General features: G+C 70.6%; 20 protein-coding genes. 12 read left to right on the forward strand and 8 right to left on the reverse strand.

Translation table 11 applies throughout. From position 1 onward, the window contains the following. Nucleotides 1-36: 36 nt before the first annotated feature. The 5 genes from V4F39_RS25670 to V4F39_RS25690 all read left to right on the forward strand — a co-directional run bounded on the left by V4F39_RS25670 (nucleotide 37) and on the right by V4F39_RS25690 (nucleotide 3,866). Nucleotides 37-1,584, forward strand: a complete 1,548-nt coding sequence (locus tag V4F39_RS25670; RefSeq protein ID WP_486599128.1) for a protein adenylyltransferase SelO — start codon at nucleotides 37-39, stop codon at nucleotides 1,582-1,584. An 18-nt stretch (nucleotides 1,585-1,602) separates the two neighbouring features. Further along, complete coding sequence (msrB, locus tag V4F39_RS25675; protein ID WP_332293088.1) at nucleotides 1,603-2,019, forward strand: peptide-methionine (R)-S-oxide reductase MsrB; 417 nt, start codon at nucleotides 1,603-1,605, stop codon at nucleotides 2,017-2,019. Next, nucleotides 2,016-2,666, forward strand: coding sequence for a septation protein A (locus V4F39_RS25680; protein WP_332293089.1), 651 nt, complete (start codon nucleotides 2,016-2,018; stop codon nucleotides 2,664-2,666). The genes msrB and V4F39_RS25680 overlap by 4 nt, the downstream gene beginning before the upstream one ends. Further along, nucleotides 2,663-2,965, forward strand: coding sequence for a BolA family protein (locus tag V4F39_RS25685; protein ID WP_332293090.1), 303 nt, complete (start codon nucleotides 2,663-2,665; stop codon nucleotides 2,963-2,965). Before V4F39_RS25680 ends, V4F39_RS25685 begins: the two co-directional genes overlap by 4 nt. Nucleotides 2,966-3,068: 103 nt before the next feature. Next, nucleotides 3,069-3,866, forward strand: a complete 798-nt coding sequence (locus tag V4F39_RS25690; protein ID WP_332293091.1) for a peptidylprolyl isomerase — start codon at nucleotides 3,069-3,071, stop codon at nucleotides 3,864-3,866. A gap of 122 nt (nucleotides 3,867-3,988) precedes the next feature. Here the strand turns inward: V4F39_RS25690 and V4F39_RS25695 are convergent, their stop codons facing one another. Further along, nucleotides 3,989-4,696 carry an ABC transporter ATP-binding protein gene (locus tag V4F39_RS25695; protein WP_332293092.1) on the reverse strand — a complete coding sequence of 236 codons (708 nt, stop codon included), beginning with the start codon at nucleotides 4,694-4,696 and terminating at the stop codon, nucleotides 3,989-3,991. On the opposite strand from V4F39_RS25695, the gene V4F39_RS25700 reads away from it, so the two are divergent. After that, complete coding sequence (locus V4F39_RS25700; protein ID WP_332293093.1) at nucleotides 4,695-5,381, forward strand: arylesterase; 687 nt, start codon at nucleotides 4,695-4,697, stop codon at nucleotides 5,379-5,381. The two genes, V4F39_RS25695 and V4F39_RS25700, sit on opposite strands and share 2 nt — an antisense overlap. A gap of 30 nt (nucleotides 5,382-5,411) precedes the next feature. On the opposite strand, the gene V4F39_RS25705 is transcribed toward V4F39_RS25700, so the two are convergent. The 3 genes from V4F39_RS25705 to ligA form a co-directional block, all read right to left on the reverse strand. Continuing rightward, nucleotides 5,412-7,316 carry a DUF6600 domain-containing protein gene (locus tag V4F39_RS25705; protein ID WP_332293094.1) on the reverse strand — a complete coding sequence of 635 codons (1,905 nt, stop codon included), beginning with the start codon at nucleotides 7,314-7,316 and terminating at the stop codon, nucleotides 5,412-5,414. A 119-nt stretch (nucleotides 7,317-7,435) separates the two neighbouring features. After that, a complete protein-coding gene (def, locus tag V4F39_RS25710; RefSeq protein ID WP_332293095.1) occupies nucleotides 7,436-7,972 on the reverse strand; it encodes a peptide deformylase in 537 nt (178 codons plus the stop codon). A gap of 78 nt (nucleotides 7,973-8,050) precedes the next feature. Beyond that, complete coding sequence (ligA, locus tag V4F39_RS25715) at nucleotides 8,051-10,096, reverse strand: NAD-dependent DNA ligase LigA (RefSeq protein ID WP_332293096.1); 2,046 nt, start codon at nucleotides 10,094-10,096, stop codon at nucleotides 8,051-8,053. Nucleotides 10,097-10,161: 65 nt separating this feature from the next. On the opposite strand from ligA, the gene gorA reads away from it, so the two are divergent. Continuing rightward, complete coding sequence (gene gorA, locus V4F39_RS25720; protein WP_332293097.1) at nucleotides 10,162-11,556, forward strand: glutathione-disulfide reductase; 1,395 nt, start codon at nucleotides 10,162-10,164, stop codon at nucleotides 11,554-11,556. An 18-nt stretch (nucleotides 11,557-11,574) separates the two neighbouring features. Here gorA and V4F39_RS25725 read toward each other — a convergent pair whose 3' ends face one another. Continuing rightward, a complete protein-coding gene (locus V4F39_RS25725) occupies nucleotides 11,575-12,651 on the reverse strand; it encodes a cell division protein FtsZ (RefSeq protein WP_332293098.1) in 1,077 nt (358 codons plus the stop codon). 10 nt (nucleotides 12,652-12,661) lie between these two features. Continuing rightward, a complete protein-coding gene (gene smc / locus V4F39_RS25730; RefSeq protein WP_332293232.1) occupies nucleotides 12,662-16,177 on the reverse strand; it encodes a chromosome segregation protein SMC in 3,516 nt (1,171 codons plus the stop codon). 120 nt (nucleotides 16,178-16,297) lie between these two features. Here smc and queF point away from each other — a divergent pair, with 120 nt between their 5' ends. The 3 genes from queF to V4F39_RS25745 all read left to right on the forward strand — a co-directional run bounded on the left by queF (nucleotide 16,298) and on the right by V4F39_RS25745 (nucleotide 17,879). After that, nucleotides 16,298-16,768, forward strand: coding sequence for a preQ(1) synthase (gene queF, locus V4F39_RS25735; protein ID WP_332293099.1), 471 nt, complete (start codon nucleotides 16,298-16,300; stop codon nucleotides 16,766-16,768). A 16-nt stretch (nucleotides 16,769-16,784) separates the two neighbouring features. After that, nucleotides 16,785-17,210: an SET domain-containing protein gene (locus V4F39_RS25740; RefSeq protein ID WP_332293100.1), complete on the forward strand. Its 426-nt coding sequence runs from the start codon at nucleotides 16,785-16,787 to the stop codon at nucleotides 17,208-17,210. Nucleotides 17,211-17,375: 165 nt separating this feature from the next. Beyond that, nucleotides 17,376-17,879, forward strand: a complete 504-nt coding sequence (locus V4F39_RS25745) for an FxDxF family PEP-CTERM protein (RefSeq protein WP_332293101.1) — start codon at nucleotides 17,376-17,378, stop codon at nucleotides 17,877-17,879. 86 nt (nucleotides 17,880-17,965) lie between these two features. Here V4F39_RS25745 and V4F39_RS25750 read toward each other — a convergent pair whose 3' ends face one another. Both V4F39_RS25750 and V4F39_RS25755 read right to left on the reverse strand, forming a co-directional pair. Beyond that, a complete protein-coding gene (locus tag V4F39_RS25750) occupies nucleotides 17,966-19,033 on the reverse strand; it encodes a tartrate dehydrogenase (protein ID WP_332293102.1) in 1,068 nt (355 codons plus the stop codon). Nucleotide 19,034: 1 nt separating this feature from the next. After that, entirely contained in the window at nucleotides 19,035-19,934 is a 900-nt protein-coding gene (locus V4F39_RS25755; RefSeq protein WP_332293103.1) for an alpha/beta fold hydrolase, read from the reverse strand. 137 nt (nucleotides 19,935-20,071) lie between these two features. On the opposite strand from V4F39_RS25755, the gene dapC reads away from it, so the two are divergent. Together dapC and dapD are read left to right on the forward strand one after the other, a co-directional pair. Then, complete coding sequence (dapC, locus tag V4F39_RS25760) at nucleotides 20,072-21,271, forward strand: succinyldiaminopimelate transaminase (protein ID WP_332293104.1); 1,200 nt, start codon at nucleotides 20,072-20,074, stop codon at nucleotides 21,269-21,271. A gap of 8 nt (nucleotides 21,272-21,279) precedes the next feature. Further along, nucleotides 21,280-22,101: a 2,3,4,5-tetrahydropyridine-2,6-dicarboxylate N-succinyltransferase gene (dapD, locus tag V4F39_RS25765; protein WP_332293105.1), complete on the forward strand. Its 822-nt coding sequence runs from the start codon at nucleotides 21,280-21,282 to the stop codon at nucleotides 22,099-22,101. Nucleotides 22,102-22,103: the final 2 nt, after the last annotated feature.

Below are 22,103 nucleotides of genomic sequence, written 5' to 3' on the forward strand. Positions count from 1 at the left end.
CGCGGGCGCGTGGCGGCTGCGCCTAGACTGCCGGGGATGATGGCCCCCACCGCTTCCTCTCCCGCTGCCGCGCCCGAACCGCCGACCGTCGTGGACGACGCCCCGCCCGGCGTGGTGCACGACAGGCACCGCTTCGCAAGCCTGGGCGAGCGGTTCTCCACCCGGCTGGCCGGCATGCCGGTGCCGCAGGCGCACTGGGTCGCCGTCAGCGACGACTGCGCCGAACTGCTCGGCTGGCCGGCCGACTGGTGGCAGCGGCCCGAGTGGCGTGCGCTCGACGTGCTGCGCGGGGCCGCGGCCTGGTCCGGGATGCCGACGCTCGCCACGGTCTACAGCGGCCACCAGTTCGGCGTGTGGGCGGGACAGCTGGGCGACGGCCGGGCACTGCTGCTGGGCGACGTGCAGACGCCCGCCGGCCCCATGGAGCTGCAGCTCAAGGGCGCGGGCCGCACGCCGTATTCACGCATGGGCGACGGCCGCGCGGTGCTTCGCTCGACGGTGCGGGAGTTCCTGTGCTCGGAGGCGATGGCCGCGCTCGGGGTGCCCACCACGCGTGCGCTCGGCATGGTCGGATCGCCGCTGCCGGTGCGGCGCGAGACGGTCGAGACCGCGGCCGTGGTGGCACGGGTGGCGCCGAGCTTCCTCCGGTTCGGGCATTTCGAGCACTTCGCGCACACCGCGGCCGACGTCGAGGCGCTGCGCCGCCTGGTCGACTTCACGATCGAGCACCATTTTCCCGAGCTGGCCGGCGCGCCGGTGCCGGCGGTCGCGCTGCTCGAACAGGTGGCGCTGCGCACGGCCGCCCTGGTGGCGCACTGGCAGGCCGTCGGCTTCTGCCACGGCGTGATGAACACCGACAACCTGTCGATCCTCGGCCTGACGATCGACTACGGTCCCTTCGGCTTCCTCGACGCCTACGACCCCGGCCACATCTGCAACCACTCCGACGACCGCGGCCGCTACGCGTACGGGCGCCAGCCCAACGTCGCGTTCTGGAACCTGCACGCGCTGGCGCAGGCGCTGCTGCCGCTGGTGGGCCGCACGGACGAGGCCACCGAGCAGCTGCTCGAGGCGCTGGAGCCCTACCGCAGCGCCCTGCCGCTGGCGCTGCTGCAGCGCATGCGCGCCAAGGTCGGGCTGGCCACCGAACAGGAAGGCGACGCGGCGCTGATCGAGGCGCTGCTCGACCGCATGGCGGCCGACCGTGCCGACTTCACCATCACCTTCCGCCGGCTTTCGCAGTTCAGCACCGCCCCCGGCGCGGCCAACGAGGCCGTGCGCGACCTGTTCATCGACCGCGAGGCCTTCGACGCCTGGGCGCAGCGCTACGCCGAACGCCTGCGCGCGGAGGGCAGCGACGATGCCCAGCGGGCCTTGCGGATGAACGCCGCCAACCCCAAGTTCGTGCTGCGAAACCATTTGGCGCAAAACGCGATCGAAGCCGCCCAGCAGGGCGATTTCAGCGAGGTGCGGCAGTTGCTGAAAGTTCTGCGCCATCCGTTCGACGAACAACCCGAGCACGCCCGCTATGCGGGCTTCCCGCCCGAAGGGTCCCACCTGATCGAAGTTTCATGTTCTTCGTGAGCCTCCCCTGAGCCCGCCATGAGCCATTCCCACGACGACCCCAAGTACCCCGTCCACAAGACCGATGCGCAGTGGCGCAGCGAGCTGGATCCGATGCAGTACCAGGTGGCGCGCCACGCCGCCACCGAGCGCGCCTTCACCGGCAAGTACTGGGACCACACCGAGCGCGGCGAATACAACTGCATCGGCTGCGGCACGCCGCTGTTCGACTCGAGCACCAAGTTCGATGCCGGATGCGGCTGGCCGAGCTACTACGCCCCGATCAACAGCGAGATGATCGAGCGCGTGGTCGACCGCACGCACGGCATGGTCCGTGTCGAGGTGCGCTGCAACAACTGCGGCACGCACCTGGGGCACGTGTTCGAGGACGGCCCCGAACCGACCGGCGAGCGCTTCTGCATCAACTCCGCAGCGATAGACTTCGCGCCCAAATGAAGCTGCTGTTCGATTTCCTCCCCATCATTCTTTTCTTCGGTGCGTTCAAGTACGCCGAGAACCACAAGGAGTGGGCCGCCGCCTTCGCCTCCGAGCACTTCGGGTTCATGGTGTCGGGCGGTGCCGTCGGGCTCAACGAGGCACCGGTGCTGCTGGCCACGCTCGTGGTCATCGTCGCCACGCTGGCGCAGGTGGCCTGGATGATGGCGCGCGGCAAGAAGGTCGACGTGATGCTGTGGGTGAGCCTGGTGCTCGTCGTGGTGCTCGGCGGCGCGACGATCTGGTTCCACAACGAGACCTTCATCAAGTGGAAGCCCAGCGTGCTGTACTGGGTGATGGGCTCGGCCTTCCTGCTGAGCGACCTGCTGTTCGGCAAAAACCTGCTGCGCCTGCTGCTTGGTGAGCAGATGCAACTGCCCGACGTCGCATGGCGGCGGCTGAACCTCGCCTGGGTGGCGTTCTTCGGCATCATGGGCGTGCTCAACATCTGGGTGGCCTACAACTTCTCGACCGACGCCTGGGTCAACTTCAAGCTCTTCGGCGGCATCGGGCTGATGCTGGCCTTCACGTTGGCGCAGGGCGTCTACCTGAGCCGTTACATGAAGGACGAACAGCCGGCCGTCGACGCGGAGACCCCGCGGCAATGAGCGCAGCCGGTCCCGCCGAAGGCGCCCTCCGCGGCGTCACCGCCGAACGCATCGAGGGGTGCCTGCGCGAGGCGCTGGCGCCCACGGCGCTCGAGGTGCAGGACGACAGCCACCTGCACGCAGGCCATGCCGGTGCACGCGAAGGCCGGCATTTCACCGTGCGCATCACCAGCCCGCGCTTCGCCGGCGTGGGCCGGGTGGCGCGCCACCGCCTCGTGTACCATGCCCTGGCAGCCCTGATCCCCCAGGGCATCCACGCGCTGGCCATCGAGGCCCGCACGCCCGAAGAGACCGGCTGAACCACAACCCTTCCTCGACGGCCGCCGCGTGTGCCCACTGCAGCGGCCGTCCACGTTTCACCCCCACCTGCATACGCAGCATCGTTCAAGAGGCACTTCGCTCATGAAGAACAAGCTTTCCCTGCTCGCCGCCGCCGCGGCCCTGGTGCTGCCGCTGGCCGCCAGCGCGCAGAACGTCGCCATCGTCAACGGCAAGGCCGTGCCCAAGGCGCGCGTCGACGCACTGATGACCCAGGCGACCCGGGGTGGCGAGCAGCCCCGCACACCGGAGCTCGAAGCCCGCGTGAAGGAAGAAGTCGTGCTGCGCGAGATCTTCGCGCAGGAAGCCGAGAAGCGCGGCGTCGCGCAGACGGCCGACTACAAGAGCCAGATGGAACTGGCGCGCCAGAGCATCCTGATCCGCGGCCTGTTCGAGGATTTCCAGAAAAAGAACACCGTTTCAGACGTCGACGCCAAGGCTGAATACGACAAGTTCAAGGCACAGGCCAGCGGCCTGGAATACAGCGCACGCCACATCCTGGTCGAGACCGAGGACCAGGCCAAGGCGCTGATCGCCGAGATCAAGGGCGGTGGCAACTTCGAGGAACTGGCCAAGAAGAACTCCAAGGACCCGGGGTCCGGCGAGAACGGCGGCGACCTCGGTTTCGCCAAGCCCGACGCCTACGTGCCCGAGTTCGGCCAGGCCATGGCCGCCCTGAAGAAGGGCGAGCTCACCGAGACGCCGGTGAAGACGCAGTTCGGCTACCACATCATCAAGCTGGACGACACGCGTGAAGCGCAGTTCCCGGGCTTCGAGGAAGTCAAGCCGCAGATCATGCAGCGCCTCACGCAGGTGAAGCTGCAGGAGTTCCAGAAGGAACTGCGCGACAAGGCCAAGACGGACTACAAGTTCGCCAACTGAGCCCCCCCCGGAGCGCCTTCGGCGCTCCCCTCAAGGGGCGCCATCAGCGGACCGGCGCAGCCGGATCCGCGATGGCTGCTTGATCCCCGGCGCGCGGCGACAGCCCGCCGTGCCGAAGATATCTAGGCCGCGCCGACGCTTTCCACAAGCTGGGCCGCTTCGGGCACCAGGCGCCCGGCCTCGATGCGCAACTGCCGGTCGCAGCAGGCCGCGATGCCGCGGTCATGGGTCACCAGCACCAGCGTCGTACCCGCCTCGCGGTTCAGCGCGAAGATCAGCTGCATTACCGTCTCGCCGGTGGCGAAGTCGAGGCTGCCGGTGGGTTCGTCGGCCAGCAGCACGGCGGGCCGCACGACGAAGGCCCGCGCCAACGCCACACGCTGCTGCTCGCCCCCCGACAAGACCCGCGGGTAGTGGCCCAGCCGCTCGCCCAGCCCCACGCGCCCGAGCATCTCGGTGGCCTGGGCGCGTGCATCTCCGCGGCCCAGCAGCTCGAGCGGCAGCATCACGTTCTCGAGCGCCGTCAGGTTGCCCAGGAGCTGGAAGCTCTGGAAAACGAAGCCCAGCTTCTGCGCACGCACCGCGGCACGTGCATCCTCGTCCAGGGTGAAGAGGTCGGTGCCGCCCAGGCGCACCGTGCCGCTGGTGGGCACGTCCAGGCCGGCCAGGATCGACAGCAGCGTGCTCTTGCCGGACCCGGACGCACCGACGATGGCGACGGATTCCTGCGCACGCAGACTGAACTCGATGTCATGGAGAATCGTCAGAACACCGGTCGAATCGCGCACCTGCTTGCTGACGCGGTCGACTTCGATGATGGATGGCGGCATGAAGAATCTTTGGGACGTGAATCGGATCGGTGTCGGCCTGCTCGGACGGCGCCGTGTGCTGGCGCACTGTAGCGCGCTGGTCTTGGCCCTCGGGCTCGGCGGGTCGCTGCCCGTGCAGGCCGCGCGCGCGCCGGTGATCCTGGTGGTGGGCGACAGCCTGTCGGCCGAGTACGGCCTGCCGCGCGGCACCGGCTGGGTCGCGCTGCTGGAACGCCGGCTGGCCTCGCAGCGCATCGAGGCGAAGGTGGTGAATGCCAGCATCAGCGGCGACACGACCTCGGGCGGGCGCTCCCGCCTGCCCGGCCTGCTGGCCCAGCACAAGCCGACGCTCGTGATCCTCGAGCTGGGTGGCAACGACGCGCTGCGCGGCCTGCCCCTGGCCATGACCCAGGCCAACCTGACCGAGATGGCGCGTGCCAGCAAGGCGGCCGGCGCACGCGTGCTGGTCGCGGGCATGCAGGTGCCGCCCAACTACGGCCGCAAGTACAGCGAGGACTTCGCGGCGCTCTTCGGCACCGTGGCCAAGGCCGAGGGAACGGCCCTGGTGCCCTTTCTGCTGAAGGGCGTCGCCGACGCGCCCAATGCCGATGTGCTGTTCCAGCCCGACCGCATCCACCCCCGGGAAACGGCGCATCCGACGATGCTCGACAACGTCTGGCCGGTGCTGCGGCCGCTGCTGAAGTAGCCCCGGGGCGTCAGCGGACGCCCCGCGGGTTCAGCGATCGTTCTGCCGTGGGCCGCGGTCGCCGCCGCGGAATGCGCGGTCCGACGACGGAGCTGGGCGCTCCGCCCTGGCACCGTCCGGCTGCCCGCCGCCCCGATTGGCCTGCGACCCCATCGACGGCATCAGCCGCGGCCGCTCGCCGCGCGGCGCGTCGACCCGCGGCGCCTCCATGCGCGGCGCCGGAATGGCCGGCGCGTTGATCGCCGGCGCCGGGCGCACCAGGGGCGCGGCCGGGCTGCCGTCGCGCTGGCGCAGTGGGCCCCCGCCGTCACCGCCGCGGAAGGCATCGCCGCCCCGGCGGCCGTCGCCCCGGCCATCACGCCCGTCACGGTCTCCGCGATCGCTGCGGTCGCGGTCCCAGGGTTGGTCGCCGCGGCCCCGCGACGGGATGTGCACATCGCCCGGACTCCGCTGCGGCGGTCGGACGGTATCGACCGTGCGGCCCGGCGGCCACGGCCGGCCGTTCGACGGGCCGGTGTCGATGACGCGGGAGGGCGGCGGATCGTCGCGCCGGCGGTCAGGCCAGCCGGGGCGCCCGTCGCGGTCGCCACCGGGCCGCGGCACGAAGACCCGATCGGGCGGTGGCGGCCGGTAGCCGTCGCGCCGGTCGCCGAAAAAGTCGCGCGGGTTGCGCGAATCGCCGATGAAGCGGTCGCCGATCGGCTGGCGGTGCCGGAAGCCGTCGCGCGGCACGACGGTGAACCCGCCCGGCACGCGCTCGTTCACCCAGTGGCCGTCGTGGCCCCTCGGCGGCGGGCGATGGCCCCGGCCAGGGCCGTAATGCGGATCGAGGCGGTCGCGGTAGCCGTGCCCGAACCGGTAGCCCGGCACGAACCGTTCACGCGGGGCGAGCGGCACCCAGCCCACGTAGGGTGGGCCGCCGACGGAGACGCCCACGCTGACGTTGCCGCCCCCGACCCATGCGACCAGCGCCGGCGCATACACCGGGCGCGCCACGTAGCGCCCGGGTGTCCAGCACCAGCGGCCGCGCCATTGCACCCAGCGGCCGTAGTGGAAGGGAGCGAACCCCCAGGGCGCGTCGTCGACCCAGGTCCAGCCCCAAGGGGCCACCCAGGTCCACTGGCCGTAGCGGTACGGCGCCCACCCAGCCGACACTTGCGTCGGCGCCCAGATCGCACCGTACTCGGGGTGCGTGTCCCAGTCGCCGTAGCGCCCGAGGTCGTCGACGCCGGTCATCTCCGGCGACACCTCGCGGTCCAGCGCCGCCAGGCGGGCTTCGTCGGCGCGATCCTGCGCCAGCACCCAGTCGTTGAACGGGCCCTGCTCCACCGGCGTCCAGGTGTAGTGCGTCACCTGCCCTTCGCGCCAGAACTGGGCGCGCTGGCCGGCGCGCACATCGAGCGCGCTGTCCGGGGCGTCGAAACGCAGCGCGCCCGACCACGCGCCGGCCTGCGTGCTGCCGTCCTCGGTGTCGATGCGGTAGTGGCCGGCCTGCTGCGGCAGGAGGCGGCCCGCGCCGGTGGCGACCTCGAACTCGCGCGCCGCCTCGTCGGTGCGGGCGCGCAGGGCCAGGGTGCCGCGCGCCAACGCGATCTTCACCTGGTCGTCGTCGAGTTCGTCGAGTGCGATCTCGGTGCCGCCGTCCAAGCGCAGCGTGGAGGAGCCGATCTGCACCTCGGCCCGTGCACCGGCGTCGGTCGACAGGCGGTCCCCCCGGGTCACCGGCCGATTGCGCTGCGCCGCGACCCATTCGTTGTCCGCCGGATCGAGCAGCCATACGGTGCCCTGCGTCTGCGCGATGCGGCCCACCCGGCCGGGCGGGTCTTCCTGCGCCGCGGCGGACCCGGCCGCCAGCAGGCCGGCACACAGCACCAGCCCTGCCAGCACGCCGGCACGGCCGCGCTGCCAGGCAGCGACGATAAGGTCGGAACTCATGCGATGGATCTCCCGGTCCACACTCAACGCAGTTCGGCCGCTGCCGGCCGACTTGGTTCACCCGGGCTTACAACTGCCGCAGCTTTGCGCGATTTGTGCACGCTGCGCAACGCATTGCTTCAATCGTCGGCGGCCGGGTCGAGCCCGGGGAACAGCACGCTGGTGAACCCCAGCTGCGTCAGGTCGCGCATGCGGGTGGGGTAGAGCCGGCCGATCAGGTGGTCGCATTCGTGCTGGACCACGCGCGCGTGGAAGCCCTCGGCCTCGCGGTCGAGGGGCCGGCCCTGCGGGTCGAAGCCGGTATAGCGGATCCGGCTGTAACGCGGCACCACCCCACGCAGGCCCGGCACGGAGAGGCAGCCCTCCCAGCCGTCTTCCTCGTCCGACGAGAGCGGCGTGATGGTCGGGTTGATCAGCACCGTGCGGGGCACGGCGGGCGCATCGGGATAGCGGTCGTTGCGGTCGAAGCCGAAGATCACCAATTGCAGGTCGACGCCGATCTGGGGCGCCGCCAGGCCGGCGCCGTTGGCGGCGGCCATGGTGTCGAACATGTCATCGATCAGCGCATGCAGCTCGGGCGTGTCGAAACGCTGCACCGGCGGCGCCACCCGCAGCAGGCGGGGGTCGCCCATCTTCAGGATCTCGCGGACGGTCATGGCGGGCGGGCGGGAAACGGCGGGCGGACATCATAGGGCGCACCGGCCGCGCAGGCGGCGGCGAGCGCCGCAACGCCCTCATGCCGCCGGCGGGGCCTCCAGCATCGCCAGCATCGCCGATTCGTCGATCACCGCCACGCCGAGCTGCTGCGCCTTCTCGAGCTTGCTGCCGGCCTCCTCGCCCGCGACGACGAAGCTGGTCTTCTTGGACACGGAGCCGGCCACCTTCGCGCCTGCCGCCTCGAGCAGGTCCTTGGCCTCGTCGCGGCTGAGCGTGGGCAGCGTGCCGGTGAGCACGAAGGTCTTGCCGGCCAGCGGCTTGGACGCGGCGCGCTCGACCCCTTCGGTCTCGGCCCAGGTGATGCCGGCGGCGCGCAGGTGCTCCACCACCTCCCGGTTGTGCGGTTGGTCGAAGAAGGTGCGGATGCTTTGCGCCACGATCGGGCCAACGTCGGGCACCTCGAGCAGCTGCTCGACGGTTGCGTCCATCACCGCGTCGAGCTGGCCGAAGTGGCGCGCCAGGTCCTTCGCGGTGCTCTCGCCCACCTGGCGGATGCCCAGTGCATACAGGAAGCGGCCGAGCGTGGTCTGCTTGCTCTTCTCCAGCGCCTGCACGAGGTTGGCGGCACTCTTTTCGGCCATGCGGTCGAGCGCGGCGAGCTTGGCGATGCCCAGCGTGTACAGCTCGGGCAGCGTGCGGATCAGCCCCCCGTCGACGAGCTGGTCGACGAGCTTGTCGCCCAGGCCCTCGACGTCCATCGCCCGCCGGCCGGCGAAGTGCAGCAGCGCCTGCTTGCGCTGCGCGGCGCAGAAGAGGCCACCCGAGCAGCGGTGGTTGACGCCGCCCTGCTCGCGCACCACCGCGCTGCCGCATACCGGGCATTCGCGCGGCATGCGGAAGTTCGGCACGTACGCCGCGCGGATGCCCGGCACGCGGCCGACGACCTCCGGGATCACGTCGCCCGCGCGGCGCACGATCACCTTGTCGCCGATGCGCACGCCCTTGCGGCGCAGCTCGAACACGTTGTGCAGCGTCGCGTTGCTGACGGTGGTGCCGCCGACGAACACCGGCTCCAGCTTGGCCACCGGCGTGAGCTTGCCGGTGCGGCCGACCTGGATCTCGATGTCGCGCAGCGTGGTCACCTGCTCCTGCGCGGGGTACTTGTGCGCCACCGCCCAGCGCGGCTCGCGTGTCTTGAAGCCGAGCTGCTGCTGCAGCGCGCGGTCGTCGACCTTGTAGACGACGCCGTCGATGTCGAAGGGCAGCGCGTCGCGCTGCGCGGCGATGCGCGCGTGGAAGGCAGCCAGCCCGTCGGCGCCGTCGACCACCTCGCGGTCGGCGTTGACGGGCACGCCCATCCTGCCCAGCGCGTCGAGCGTGGCCGAGTGGCTGCCGGGCACCTCCCAGCCCTGCACGTCGCCCAGGCCGTAGGCGAAGAAGCTCAGCGGCCGCTGCCTGGCGATGTTGGCGTCGAGCTGGCGCACCACGCCGGCCGCGGCGTTGCGCGGGTTCACGAAGGTCTTGCCGCCGGACTCCCGCTGGCGCTCGTTCAGCGCCTCGAAGTCGTCGCGGCGCATGAACACCTCGCCGCGCACCTCGATCACCGCGGCGCTGCTCTTCTTCAGCCGCTTGGGGATGGCGCCCACCATCCGGATCGTGTGGGTGACGTCCTCGCCGGTTTCGCCGTCGCCGCGGGTGGCGGCCTGCACCAGCGCACCGGCTTCGTAGCGCAGGTTGATCGCCAGGCCGTCGAACTTCAGCTCGGCGCAGTAGCGCACCGGCGGGTCGGTGTCGGTGAGCTTCAGCGCATTGCGCACCGAGGTGTCGAACTTCGTCGCCCCGGCGGGCGTGGTGTCGGTCTCGGTCTTGATCGACAGCATCGGCACCGTGTGGCGCACGGCCACCAGGCCCTCCATCACCGCGCCGATCACGCGCTGCGTGGGCGAATCGGGCGTGCGCAGCTCGGGGTGCCGCTCCTCGATCTGCTGCAGTTCGTGGAAAAGCTTGTCGTATTCGGCGTCGGGGATGGTCGGCGCGTCGAGCACGTAGTAGTTGTGGGCGTGCTCTTCGAGCAGGCGCCGCAGCTCGGCGGCGCGGGTGGCGATCGGGTCCGGGGAAGGCATGGCGCCAGTGTAGACAGGCGGCCTGTGCCAGGATGGGAGCCTGTTCAACGGCATGGCGGCACCCCATGAGCGGCAACGACTCCTTCGACTTCGACCTGATCACGCTGGGCGCGGGCTCCGGCGGCGTGGCCGCTTCGCGCCGGGCCGCCACGCTGGGCGCGCGCGTGGCCATCGTCGAAGGCAGCCGCGTCGGCGGCACCTGCGTGATCCGCGGCTGCGTGCCGAAGAAGCTGATGATGTACGCCGCGCAGCTCGGCGACGCGATCAACGAAGCGCGCGGCTACGGCTGGGCCGTGGAGGCCGCACGCTTCGACATGGCACCCTGGGCCGCGCAGAAGGCCGCCGAAACGCGCCGGCTCGAAGGCGTCTATCGCCAGAACCTCGCTGGCTCCGGCGTGAAGGTGATCGACGGCTGGGGCCGGCTCGACGGGCCGAACACCGTGGTCGTCGGCGAGCAGCGGCTCACCGCCAGGCACGTGCTGATCGCCACGGGCGCACGCCCGGTGCGCGACAGCATCGAAGGCATCGGCGACTGCGCCACCTCCGACGAGGTCCTGGACCTGGAAGCGCTGCCCGACGAGGTCGCGGTGATCGGCGCCGGCTACATCGGCGTGGAGTTCGCGAGCATCCTCGCGCGGCTGGGCGCCAAGGTGCACCTCTTCTACCGCGACCGCCAGCCGCTGCGCGGCTTCGACGAAGACCTGCGCACCCGCGCCGCGCAGTCGCTGGAGGCCGCGGGCGTCGTGCTGCACGCCGGCCAGGCGCCGCAGCGTGTGCAGCGGCAGGACAGCGGCTTCGAGCTGCACATGGCGGGCGGGCTCACGCACCGCTTCCCCTTCGTGCTGAACGCCACCGGGCGGCGCCCGCACACCGAGGGGCTGGGGCTGGAGACCGTCGGCCTGACGGTCGACAAACGCGGCGCGGTGCCGGTGAACGAGCGCTTCGAGACCCCGGCGGCCGGCATCCACGCGATCGGCGACGTGACCAACCGGCTCAACCTCACGCCCGCGGCCATCGCCGAAGGGCGCGCGTGGGCGGAATCGCTGTTCGGCCCCACGCCGCGCACGCTCGACCTGGGCCGCGTCGCCACGGCCGTCTTCACGCTGCCGCCGTTGGGCACCATCGGCCCCACCGAGGCGCAGGCCCTGAAGGACGGGCATGCGCTGAAGGTCTTCGAGGCCGACTTCCGGCCCATGAAGCAGACCTTCATCGGAGGCGCCGAGCGCAGCTACATGAAGCTGCTGGTCGATGCCGACACCGACCGCGTGCTGGCGGTCCACATGCTGGGCGCCGACGCGCCGGAGATCGTGCAGAGCCTGGCGGTGGCGCTGACTTGCGGCGCGACCAAGGCGCAATTCGACCGCACGCTGGCCGTGCACCCGACCTCCGCGGAGGAGTTCGTGCTGATGCGCGAACCCACGCGCGTGCTGCCGGCCGCGGCCCGCAGCGGTGCCGCTTGACCGGCCGGATCGGCAGGCTCAGCTGAACAGCCGCCGGGCGGCCGGCGAACCGGCGGCGAGGTCGCGCGATTCCAGGGTGCGGTAGAGCACCTGCAGATCGGCCGCGATGCCGGTGAAATGCTGCAGCGTGATCGGCCATCCGCGGTCGTCGACCAGCGTGCTGTCCATGCTCGCCGCGAGCGCGCGTGCCGCCTCCTGCCAGGCGGCGAAGGGCTCGGCGGTCTCCGGCGTCTGGGGCACGTCGAGGCTCAGCGTGACCTCGCGCAGGGCGGCGGCAGCCGGATCCTCGGCCAGCGCCGCCTGCGGGTCGAAGCTCAGCACCAGCACCGGCGGCGCGCCCTCGTCGGGGGCGGGCAGCACGAGCCGGCCCGGCAGCGCCCCGGGCACGAAGCCCTGACGCGCCGCGCTCTGCTGGATGAAGCCCACCGACCAGGCCGCGCTGTTGGCACGCAACAGCATGCTGAGCTGCGCATCGTGGGGGCTGGCAAAGCCGTCCAGTTCACGCGCGCGGGCGGCGACGTCGAGCATGTCGGGGAAATCCGGCATCGCGCCCACCGCCTCCGCGAAGGCCTGGACCTTCTGCACGAACTCCGAATACTCGATCTGGTTCAGCGCGCCGCTGCGGTTGGCCAGTTGCACACCCGCCTGCAGCTCGCCGTAGCGGCGGCCCGGCATCGGTGCCTCCCAGTCGCCGGTCTCGACGTTGAGGCCTTCGATGTGGAAGGGCTTGGTGCCGGCCCGCCGGGACGGGGGCATGTGCGCCAGCACCATGTCGCCGCTGATCGGCGCATCGAGTGCCAACGGCGCGATCGCGTCGATCAGCGGATCGAGCCGCGCCGGGCGCCGCGCAGCGGGCGGGGGCGGGCGCAGCGCGGGGTGGGGCTCGTCGGCAGGATCAGAGGCGCCGGACGACGGCTCCTTCGTGCCGTCGTCGGCCGAGGCCGAGATCGCGTCCAGGCCGGGTTCCACCCGATGGGCCGGCAGCTCGCCGTCGGCGCGCCGGGGGCCTGCCCGTCGCGCGGTCCAGATGCTGTGCACGACCAGCGCCGCTATCACGATCCCGGCCAGGATCGCCAATGCCACCGTCAACGTCATTCGTTCGTCCTCACGCCGCCTCGACCATGCCGACGGCGGTCTCCATGTCCACGGCCACGATGCGCGACACGCCCTGCTCCTGCATCGTGACGCCGATCAGCTGCCGCGCCATCTCCATCGCGATTTTGTTGTGGCTGATGAAGAGGAACTGCGTGCCCTCGCTCATCTGCGTCACCAGCTTCGCGTAGCGTTCGGTGTTGGCGTCGTCCAGCGGCGCATCCACTTCGTCGAGCAGGCAGAACGGCGCCGGGTTCAACTGGAAGATCGCGAACACCAGCGCGATGGCGGTGAGCGCCTTCTCGCCGCCTGACAGGAGGTGGATGGTGCTGTTCTTCTTGCCGGGCGGCTGCGCCATCACCTGCACGCCCGCGTCGAGGATCTCGTCGCCGGTCATCACCAGCCTGGCGTTGCCGCCGCCGAAGAGGCTGGGGAACATTCGCCCGAAGCCGTCGTTGACCTGGTTGAAGGTGTTGCTCAGCAGGTCGCGTGTTTCCAGGTCGATCTTGTGGATCGCGCCTTCGAGCGTGCCGATGGCCTCCATCAGGTCGGCGTTCTGGGCGTCGAGGAAGGTCTTGCGCTCGCGCGCCGTCGCCAGTTCGTCGAGGGCGGCGAGGTTGACGGCGCCCAGGGCGGCGATGTCGCGGTTGATGCGGTCGATCTCGCCCTGCAGGCTCCACAACTTGACGCCGTCGGCCTCGATGGCGGCCGCCAGCGCCTGCAGGTCGACCTGCGCGGCCGTCAGCTGCTCCATGAACTGCGCGCCGCCCAGCGAGGCCGCCTGCTGCTCGAGCTGCAGCTTGGTGATGCTTTCGCGCAGCGGTTCGAGGCTGCGCTCGAAGGTGAGGCGCTGCTCGTCGGCGCGCCGCAGCTGGGCCGACAGGTCGTCGTACTGGCTGCGCTGCGCGGCCAGGGCGCGCTCACGCTCCAGCTTGAGCGCCAGCGCCTCCTGCAGGCCGGCCTGCGCGGCGGCGTCGTCGAAGCCGGCCAGCTCCTGCTGCAGCTGCTCGGTGGCCTGCGTACTGGCGGCCACCTGCTGCACGGCCGTCTCGATGGAGCGCTGCAGCTCGCCGCGGCGGGCCGCCAGCGAGCGGGCCGAGAACTGCGCCTCCTGCGCCTGGCGCTCCAGCGCCCGCAGCTGCTCGCGCGCGTCGGCCAGCTTGCGTTCGGCGGCGATGACCGCCTCTTCCAGTTCAGCGTGGCGCTCCTGCGTGTTGGCGAGCTGGAGATCCAGCTCCTCGAAGCGCGCCTCGCCCGTGGCGCGCCGTTCGTTCAGGTCCTCGACCTGGCCGTCGACCTCCCCCAGTTCGCCTTCGAGCTGGCTGCGGCGGCTGCTGGCGGCTTCGGCCTGCTGCTGCAGGCGCATCAGCTCGACCTGCAGCTGGTGGGCACGCGTCTGCGCCTCGGCGGCCTCGCGGCGCACACCGGCCAGGCGGGTGGCCGCCTCGGTGTAGGCCGCCTCGCTGCGCACCGCGGCGCCCTTGCTCTCCTCGCTGATCAGCGACTGGGCGCGGAGCTGGCGTTCCAGGTTCTCGATCTCCTGCGCACGCGCCAGCATGCCGGCCTGCTCGGAATCGGGGGCATAGAAGGCCACCGCGAACTGCGACACCGCATGGCCCTCCCGCGTGACGATGATCTCGCCATGCGTCAGGCGCCCGCGCGCTGCGAGCGCCTCGTCGAGCGACGGGGCGGTGTAGACGCCTTCCAGCCAGTCGGTCATCAGCGCCTTGAGGCCGGCATCGCCGAGCCGCAGCAGATCGGACAGGCGCGGCAGCGTCTGGTGGGTGTCGGAGAAGCTGCCGGCAGGCTTGGTGTAGAAGGCCAGCTTCGCCGGCGGCGCGTCGGCGGCGAAGGCCTTGACCGTATCGACGCGGCCCACCTCGAGCGCGTTGAGCCGCTCGCGCAGCACGGACTCGAGCGCGGTCTCCCATCCGGTCTCGATGTGGACCTGGGTCCACAGCCCCGGCAGGCCGTCCAGGCCGTGCTTGGCGAGCCAGGGCTTCAGCTTGCCCTCGGTCTGCACCTTCTCCTGCAAAGCGCGCAGGGCGTCGAGGCGGGCGGAAAGGTCCGCATGCCGGGCCGTCTCGCGGTTGACCGCCTCCTGCTGCGCACGGCGCTGCTCATCGAGCTGCGGCACCTGCTCGGTCAGCTCGTGCAGGCGCTCCTCGGCGATGGCCTGCGTCTCGGCGGCCTGCTCGCTCTGCAGGCGCAAGTCGTCCAGCCGGCCCGCGTCCGGCGCCGCCAGGCCCTGCCGCTCCGCCGCCAGGCGCTCCCGCCGGCCGCGCAGCGCACGCATCTGCTCATCGATGTTGCGGCTCTCCGCGGCCAGCAGCTGGATCTGCTGCTGCACCTGCGTGACCAGCCCGCGCTGCTCGTTGGCACGGCCCTGGGCGGTGCGCACGGCGTCTTCGAGCGTCGGCAGCTGAACGCCCTGCTCTTCCGCCTGCGCCGCAAGGACCTCGGCCTGCTCGTCCGCCGCGGCGATCTGCTCGGCGATGTGTTCCAGCTCCTCCTCGGCCTGCGCGCGGCGTTCGGCCCATTGCCCCATCTGCGCCTGCAGCTCGGCGAGCCGCTGCGCCGCCCGCGCCCGGCCTTCGACCACGTAGCGGATGCGCTCCTCGAGCCGGCTCACCTCCAGCGAGGCCTCCGCCAGGGCGCCCTGCGCGGCATGCAGGCCGTCGCTCGACGCGTAGTGCGCCTGGCGGATGGTTTCGAGCTCGGCCTCGACATGGCGCAGCTCGGCCAGCCGGGCCTCGAGTGCGACGCTCGCCTCGGCCGCCGCCTTCTTGATGCGGTCTTCCTCGGTGGCCGCGTCGCGATGCTTGAGGAACCAGAGCTGGTGCAGGCGCAGCGTGCCGCGCTGCTGCAGGCTGTGGTACTCGGTCGCGACCTCGGCCTGCTTCTCGAGCTTGTCGAGGTTCGTGTTGAGCTCGCGCAGGATGTCCTCGACCCGCGTGAGGTTCTCGCGCGTGTCCTTCAGCCGGTGCTCGGTCTCGCGGCGCCGCTCCTTGTACTTGGAGACCCCCGCGGCCTCCTCCAGGAACATGCGCAGCTCCTCGGGCTTGGACTCGATGATCCGGCTGATGGTGCCCTGGCCGATGATGGCGTAGGCCCGCGGGCCGAGGCCGGTGCCGAGGAACACGTCCTGCACGTCGCGCCGGCGTACAGGCTGGTTGTTGATGTAGTAGCTGCTCGTGCCGTCGCGCGTCAGCACGCGCTTGACGGCGATCTCGGCGAACTGGTTCCACTGGCCGCCGGCCCGTGCATCCTCGTTGCTGAACACCAGCTCCACGCTGGCGCGGCTCGCCGGCTTGCGGTTGCCCGAGCCGTTGAAGATGACGTCCTGCATGGACTCGCCGCGCAGCTCGCTCGCCTTGCTCTCGCCGAGCACCCAGCGCACCGCGTCCATGATGTTGGACTTGCCGCAGCCGTTGGGCCCGACGACCCCGACCAACTGGCCGGGCAACTGGAACGTGGTGGGTTCGGCGAAAGACTTGAAGCCGGAAAGCTTGATCTGGTTGAGCCGCATGAGCACGTAGCCCTGGAGCACGCCAAGGTATTGATTCAGAAGGGATTTTTGCCCTTGACCGCGGGCAGGAACGGGGGCGGATGATAGCATCGCACCCCTTTTGCCCGACCGCCTTCCGTCATGGCCAAGACCGCCAAACCCGCCCCCGCGCCGCAACGCACGGCGCCCGTGAACCCGCCGACCGCGCCGAGCAAGGAACTGCACGTGTTCCCGAATCCTGCTCCGCAACGGGACTACGTGATCCAGTTCCAGGTGCCGGAGTTCACCTGCCATTGCCCGCTGACGGGGCAGCCGGACTTCGCGCACTTCATGATCGACATGATCGCGGACGAACTGTGCATCGAGCTCAAGAGCCTGAAGATGTACTTCTGGAGCTACCGCAACGAGGGCGCCTTCCACGAGAAGGTGACGAACACCATCCTCGACGACATCGTCAAGGCGACGCAGCCCCGTTTCGTCCGCATTACGGCCAAGTGGTACGTGCGGGGCGGCATCTACACCAACGTGGTGGCCGAGCACCGCCAGAAGGGCTGGAAGCCGCAGCCCGTGGTCGAGCTGCCGCAGCACGCCGCCGAGCGCGGCCTGCTCTAAGCCGGACCGCTCCCGTATGCCTCTCGCCGAACGGCCGGCCTACCAGAAGTACGACGTGCGCGTCGCCCGCAGCCGGATCGACGGCTTCGGGGTGTTCGCGTCGGAGCCCATTCCTGCGCGGCTGAAGATCGGCGAGATCCGCGGGGAGGCGATCAGCGTGTCGGAGGCGAGGCGGCGCGCCGAAGGGCAGCAGCGCATCATGATCGTCGAGGTGTCGCACCGCACCGCCATCGACGCCTCCCGGTCGACCGACCCGATGCGCTTCACCAACCACTCCTGCGCCCCCAACGCGCGGCTGATGATCCGCGGCGGCCGGATCGAGTTCTATGCGCTGAAGGCCATCGAGCCCGGCGAGGAAATCACCGTGAACTACGGCGAGACGCACCACGAAGGCCGCTTGGCCTGCCGCTGTGGCGCGGTGGGGTGCGTGGGTCGCCTCTGAGCGACGACGCGGGCGTGAAGCCCGTCACGCCTTGCGGTTGGAAGAGGCTCGACCCCCCCTGTGCGAGCGGCCCGGCGGCGAGGTCTTGCTTCTGAGAATGCGGGCTCACCGCAGCCAGCCCGATATCCCGGGCGGCGCGGCCTCACCAAGGGAACACCGAACACCATGAAGAAGAGCCTGATCGCCGCAGCCGTCGCCCTCGCCGCCACGTTCGCGAGCGCCGCCCCCACCTCGACCCCGCTGACGTTCGACAACGACACGCTCTACCTGGGCAACACGCCCGGCGCCGGCGCCTTCTTCGACGAATACACGTTCGAAGTCCCGTATGCGCTGTCGAACATTTCCGGCAGCCTGAACACGACGCTCCTCGGCAACCAGGACGTCGACTTCACGAAGATCTACCTCACCAACGGCTCGACCGTCGTCTACAACTTCACCCAGCTGCTCGCCGATTCCCCCACGAACGGCACCGAGGTCTGGGGCCTGAGCAATGCATCGCTGGCCTCCGGCATCACCTACCACCTCTTCGTGGAAGGTGTTTCCACCGTGGGCCGCACGGCCTACAGCGGCGTGATGACCGTCAGCGCCGTCCCCGAGCCCGGCACCTGGGCGCTGGCGCTCGCCGGCCTCGGTGCCATCGCCTTCGTGGCGCGCCGTCGCCAGGCCTGATCCGTTCGCCAGACCGGCATCAGTGCAAAGCGGGCCTTGGGCCCGCTTTTTTCATGGTGCGACGACCTTGCGCTTCACCTTGGGATTCAGGCAGACGCGACGGCGTCGGCGATGGCCTTGCCCACGTCCACCGTGGTCGCGCGGCCGCCCAGGTCCGGCGTGCGCGGCCCGTCCTGCAGCACCGCCTCGATCGCACGCAGCACCGCCGCCCCGGCCTCGGCGTGGCCCAGGTGCTCCAGCATCATCGAGCCCGCCCAGATCTGGCCGATCGGGTTGGCGATGCCCTTACCGTAGATGTCCGGTGCCGACCCGTGCACCGGCTCGAAGAGCGACGGGAAGCGGCGCTCGGGGTTGAGGTTGGCCGACGGCGCGATGCCGATGGTGCCGGTGCAGGCCGGCCCGAGGTCCGACAGGATGTCGCCGAAGAGGTTGGAGGCCACCACCACGTCGAACCAGTCCGGGTGCTGCACGAAGTGCGCCGTCAGGATGTCGATGTGGTACTTGTCGGTCCGCACGCCGGGGTAGTCCTTCGCGATCTCGGCGAAGCGCTCGTCCCAGTAGGGCATCGAGATCGAGATGCCGTTGGACTTGGTGGCCGAGGTCAGGTGGCGCTTGGGCCGCTTCATCGCCAGCTCGAACGCGAACCTCATGATGCGGTCGGTGCCATGCCGGGTGAACACGCTCTCCTGCAACACCACCTCCCGCTCAGTGCCCTCGAACAGCTTGCCGCCGACGCTCGAGTACTCGCCCTCCGTGTTCTCGCGGACGATGTAGAAGTCGATGTCGCCCACCTGCCGGCCGGCCAGCGGCGAACTCACGCCGGGCATCAGCCGCGCCGGCCGCAGGTTGACGTACTGGTCGAACTCGCGGCGGAACCTGACCAGCGAGCCCCACAGCGAGACGTGGTCGGGCACGCTCGCCGGCCAGCCCACCGCGCCGAAGAAGATGGCCTCGTGGCCGCCGATCTGGGCCTTCCAGTCGGCCGGCATCATCGCCCCGTGCGCCAGGTAGCGGTCGCAGCTCCAATCGAAGTGGTCCCACTGCCACGCGATGCCGAAGCGCCGTGCCACGGCATCGAGCACGCGCAAGCCCTCGGGCACCACTTCCTTGCCGATGCCGTCGCCGGGGATCACGGCGATGCGATGGGTCGTCATGTCAAAGTTCTCCTGCTGAAGTAAGGAAAGGCAGCAGCTCGGCGAGCAGCGCGTCGGGCGCTTCCTCGGCGATGTAGTGCCCGCACGGGAGCGGGCCGCCGCGCACGTCGCGCGCGACCCGGCGCCACTCCTCGAGCGGCTCGAAGCAGCGCTGCACCACGCCCTGGGCGCCCCACAGCGCGAGCAGGGGCATGGGCAGCAAGCGCCCGGCCGCGCGGTCGGCGCGGTCATGCTCGAGGTCGATGCCGGCAGCCGCCCGGTAGTCTTCGCAGATGCCGCGCGCCGTGCCGGGCAGGGCGATGCAGCGTTCGTACTCGGCCCAGGCCCGTGGATCGAAGGGCGACATGCCCGCGCTGCGCCGGCCCATCACGTCACGCAGGTACGCGGCGGGGTCCGCCTCGATCAGCCGCTCCGGCAGCGGCGCGGGCTGGATCAGGAAGAACCAGTGCCAGTAGGCCCGCGCGAACGCGTCGCTGGTCTGCTCGTACATCGCCAGCGTCGGTGCGATGTCGAGCAGCACCAGCCGCCGCACCGCCTCGGGGTGGTCCGCGGCCAGCCGGTGCGCGACCCGTGCGCCGCGGTCGTGGGCCAGCACGTCGAAACGCTCGTGGCCCAGCGTCCGCATCAGCACGCGCAGATCTTCTGCCATCGTGCGCTTGGCGTAGGCGACATGGCCATCGCCACCAGCGGGCTTCGACGAGTCGCCATAACCGCGCAGGTCCGCCGCCACCACGCGGAAGTGCCGCGCCAGCTGCGGCGCCACCTTGTGCCAGATGGCATGTGTCTGCGGATGGCCATGGAGCAGCAGCAGCGCCGGTCCGTGGCCACCCGCCACGCAGGCCAGTTCAATGCCGGGCGCCGTGGCGACGCGCAGCGACTCGAAGCCGGGAAAGAGATTCATCGCGGAGGTGCATCGGGTGCCTGTGGACGCCAGGACTTTAGTTGCACACCCCGCGAAGAACCCAGTCGGCACAGGCAATTCATCCGGTCCCCGAGGGCACGAATCGGGCCGGCGCCCCGCCGCGATAATCCGCCTCCATGAACCCCCTGCTGAACCGCCTGCAGCCGTACCCGTTCGAGCGGCTGCGGCAACTCACCAAGCACATCACACCCCCCGCGGCGCTGGCCCCGATCAGCCTCGGCCTGGGCGAACCGCGGCACGCGCCGCCGGCATTGGTCAAGGACGCCCTGACCTCCTCCCTCGCCGGGCTGTCGAGCTATCCGGCCACGGCGGGCGAACCCCGGCTGCGCGAGGCGATGGCCGGCTGGCTGCAACGGCGGTACGGCACGGCCGTGGATCCCGCGACGCAGATCCTGCCGGTCAACGGCTCGCGCGAGGCGCTGTTCTCGCTGGCCCAGACGGTGATCGACCCGACGCGCGCCGGCGCCACCGTCGTCTGCCCCAATCCGTTCTACCAGATCTACGAAGGCGCCGCCCTGCTGGCGGGCGCCGATGTGGCCTTCGCCAACAGCGACCCCGCGCGCAACTTCGCGCCCGACTGGTCGCAGATCGACGAGGCGACCTGGTCGCGCACGCAGCTGGTCTACGTCTGCTCGCCCGGCAACCCGACCGGTGCGGTGATGCCGCTGGACGAATGGCGCACGCTGTTCGAGCTGTCGGACCGGCACGGCTTCGTGATCGCCAGCGACGAGTGTTACTCGGAGATCTACTTCCGCGACGAGCCCCCCCTGGGCGGCCTCCAGGCCGCGAAGGCGCTCGGGCGCGACGACTACCGCCGCCTGGTCACGCTCACCAGCCTGTCCAAGCGCAGCAGCGTGCCGGGCATGCGCTCGGGCTTCGTGGCGGGCGACGCGCAGGTGATGAAGCAGTTCCTGCTCTACCGCACCTACCACGGCGGTGCGATGAGCCCGGTCGTCCAGGCCGCCAGCGTGGCCGCGTGGAGCGACGAGGCGCACGTCGTCGCCAACCGCGACCTCTACCGCGCGAAGTTCGCGCAGGTCGAGCCGCTGCTGGCCAGCGTGCTCGACGTGAAGCTGCCCGACGCCAGCTTCTACCTGTGGGCCGGCGTGCCCGCGGCCTTCGAGGGCGACGACGTGGCCTTCGCGCAGGGCCTGCTCGCTCAATACAATGTTTCGGTGCTGCCCGGCAGCCTGCTGGCCCGCACGGCCCACGGCATCAACCCCGGCGCGGGCCGCGTACGGCTGGCGCTGGTGGCCGAGGTGGCCGAATGCCTCGAAGCCGCCCAGCGCATCGTCTCCTACGTCAAGTCCTTGTGAGTACCTCCATGAACGCAGAACTGCAAAGCACCATCGAACTCGCGTGGGAAGCGCGCTCCGACATCACGGCGCTCAACGCGCCCGCGGTGCGCGAAGCGGTGGAGGAAACCATCGCCGCGCTGAATACCGGCCACCTGCGCGTCGCCGAGCGCCAGGGCGTGGGCCAGTGGAGCGTCAACCAGTGGGCCAAGAAGGCCGTGCTGCTGAGCTTCCGCCTGAACGACAACAAGCCGATGCACGCGGGCGAACTGGCCTTCTTCGACAAGGTGCCGACCAAGTTCGCGCACCTCAACGAGGAGCAGATGCGCGCGACCGGCGTGCGCGTGGTGCCGCCCGCGGTGGCGCGCCGCGGCAGCTTCCTCGCGAAGAACGTGGTGCTGATGCCCAGCTACGTGAACATCGGCGCCTACGTGGACGAAGGCACGATGGTCGACACCTGGGCCACCGTGGGCTCCTGCGCGCAGATCGGCAAGAACGTCCACCTGTCGGGCGGCGTCGGCATCGGCGGCGTGCTGGAGCCGCTGCAGGCCAACCCGACCATCATCGAGGACAACTGCTTCATCGGGGCCCGCTCCGAGATCGTCGAAGGCGTGATCGTCGAGGAGAACTCGGTCATCTCGATGGGCGTGTACATCGGCCAGAGCACCAAGATCTACGACCGCGAGACCGGCGAGGTGCACTACGGCCGCGTGCCGGCGGGCTCGGTGGTGGTCAGCGGCAACCTGCCGAGCGCCGACGGCAAGTACAGCCTGTACTGCGCGGTGATCGTCAAGAAGGTCGACGCGCAGACACGCGCCAAGACCAGCCTGAACGACCTGCTCCGCGCTTGATG

The sequence above is a fragment of the Aquincola agrisoli genome (genome assembly GCF_036621135.1).
GTDB lineage: Bacteria > Pseudomonadota > Gammaproteobacteria > Burkholderiales > Burkholderiaceae_C > Aquincola > Aquincola agrisoli.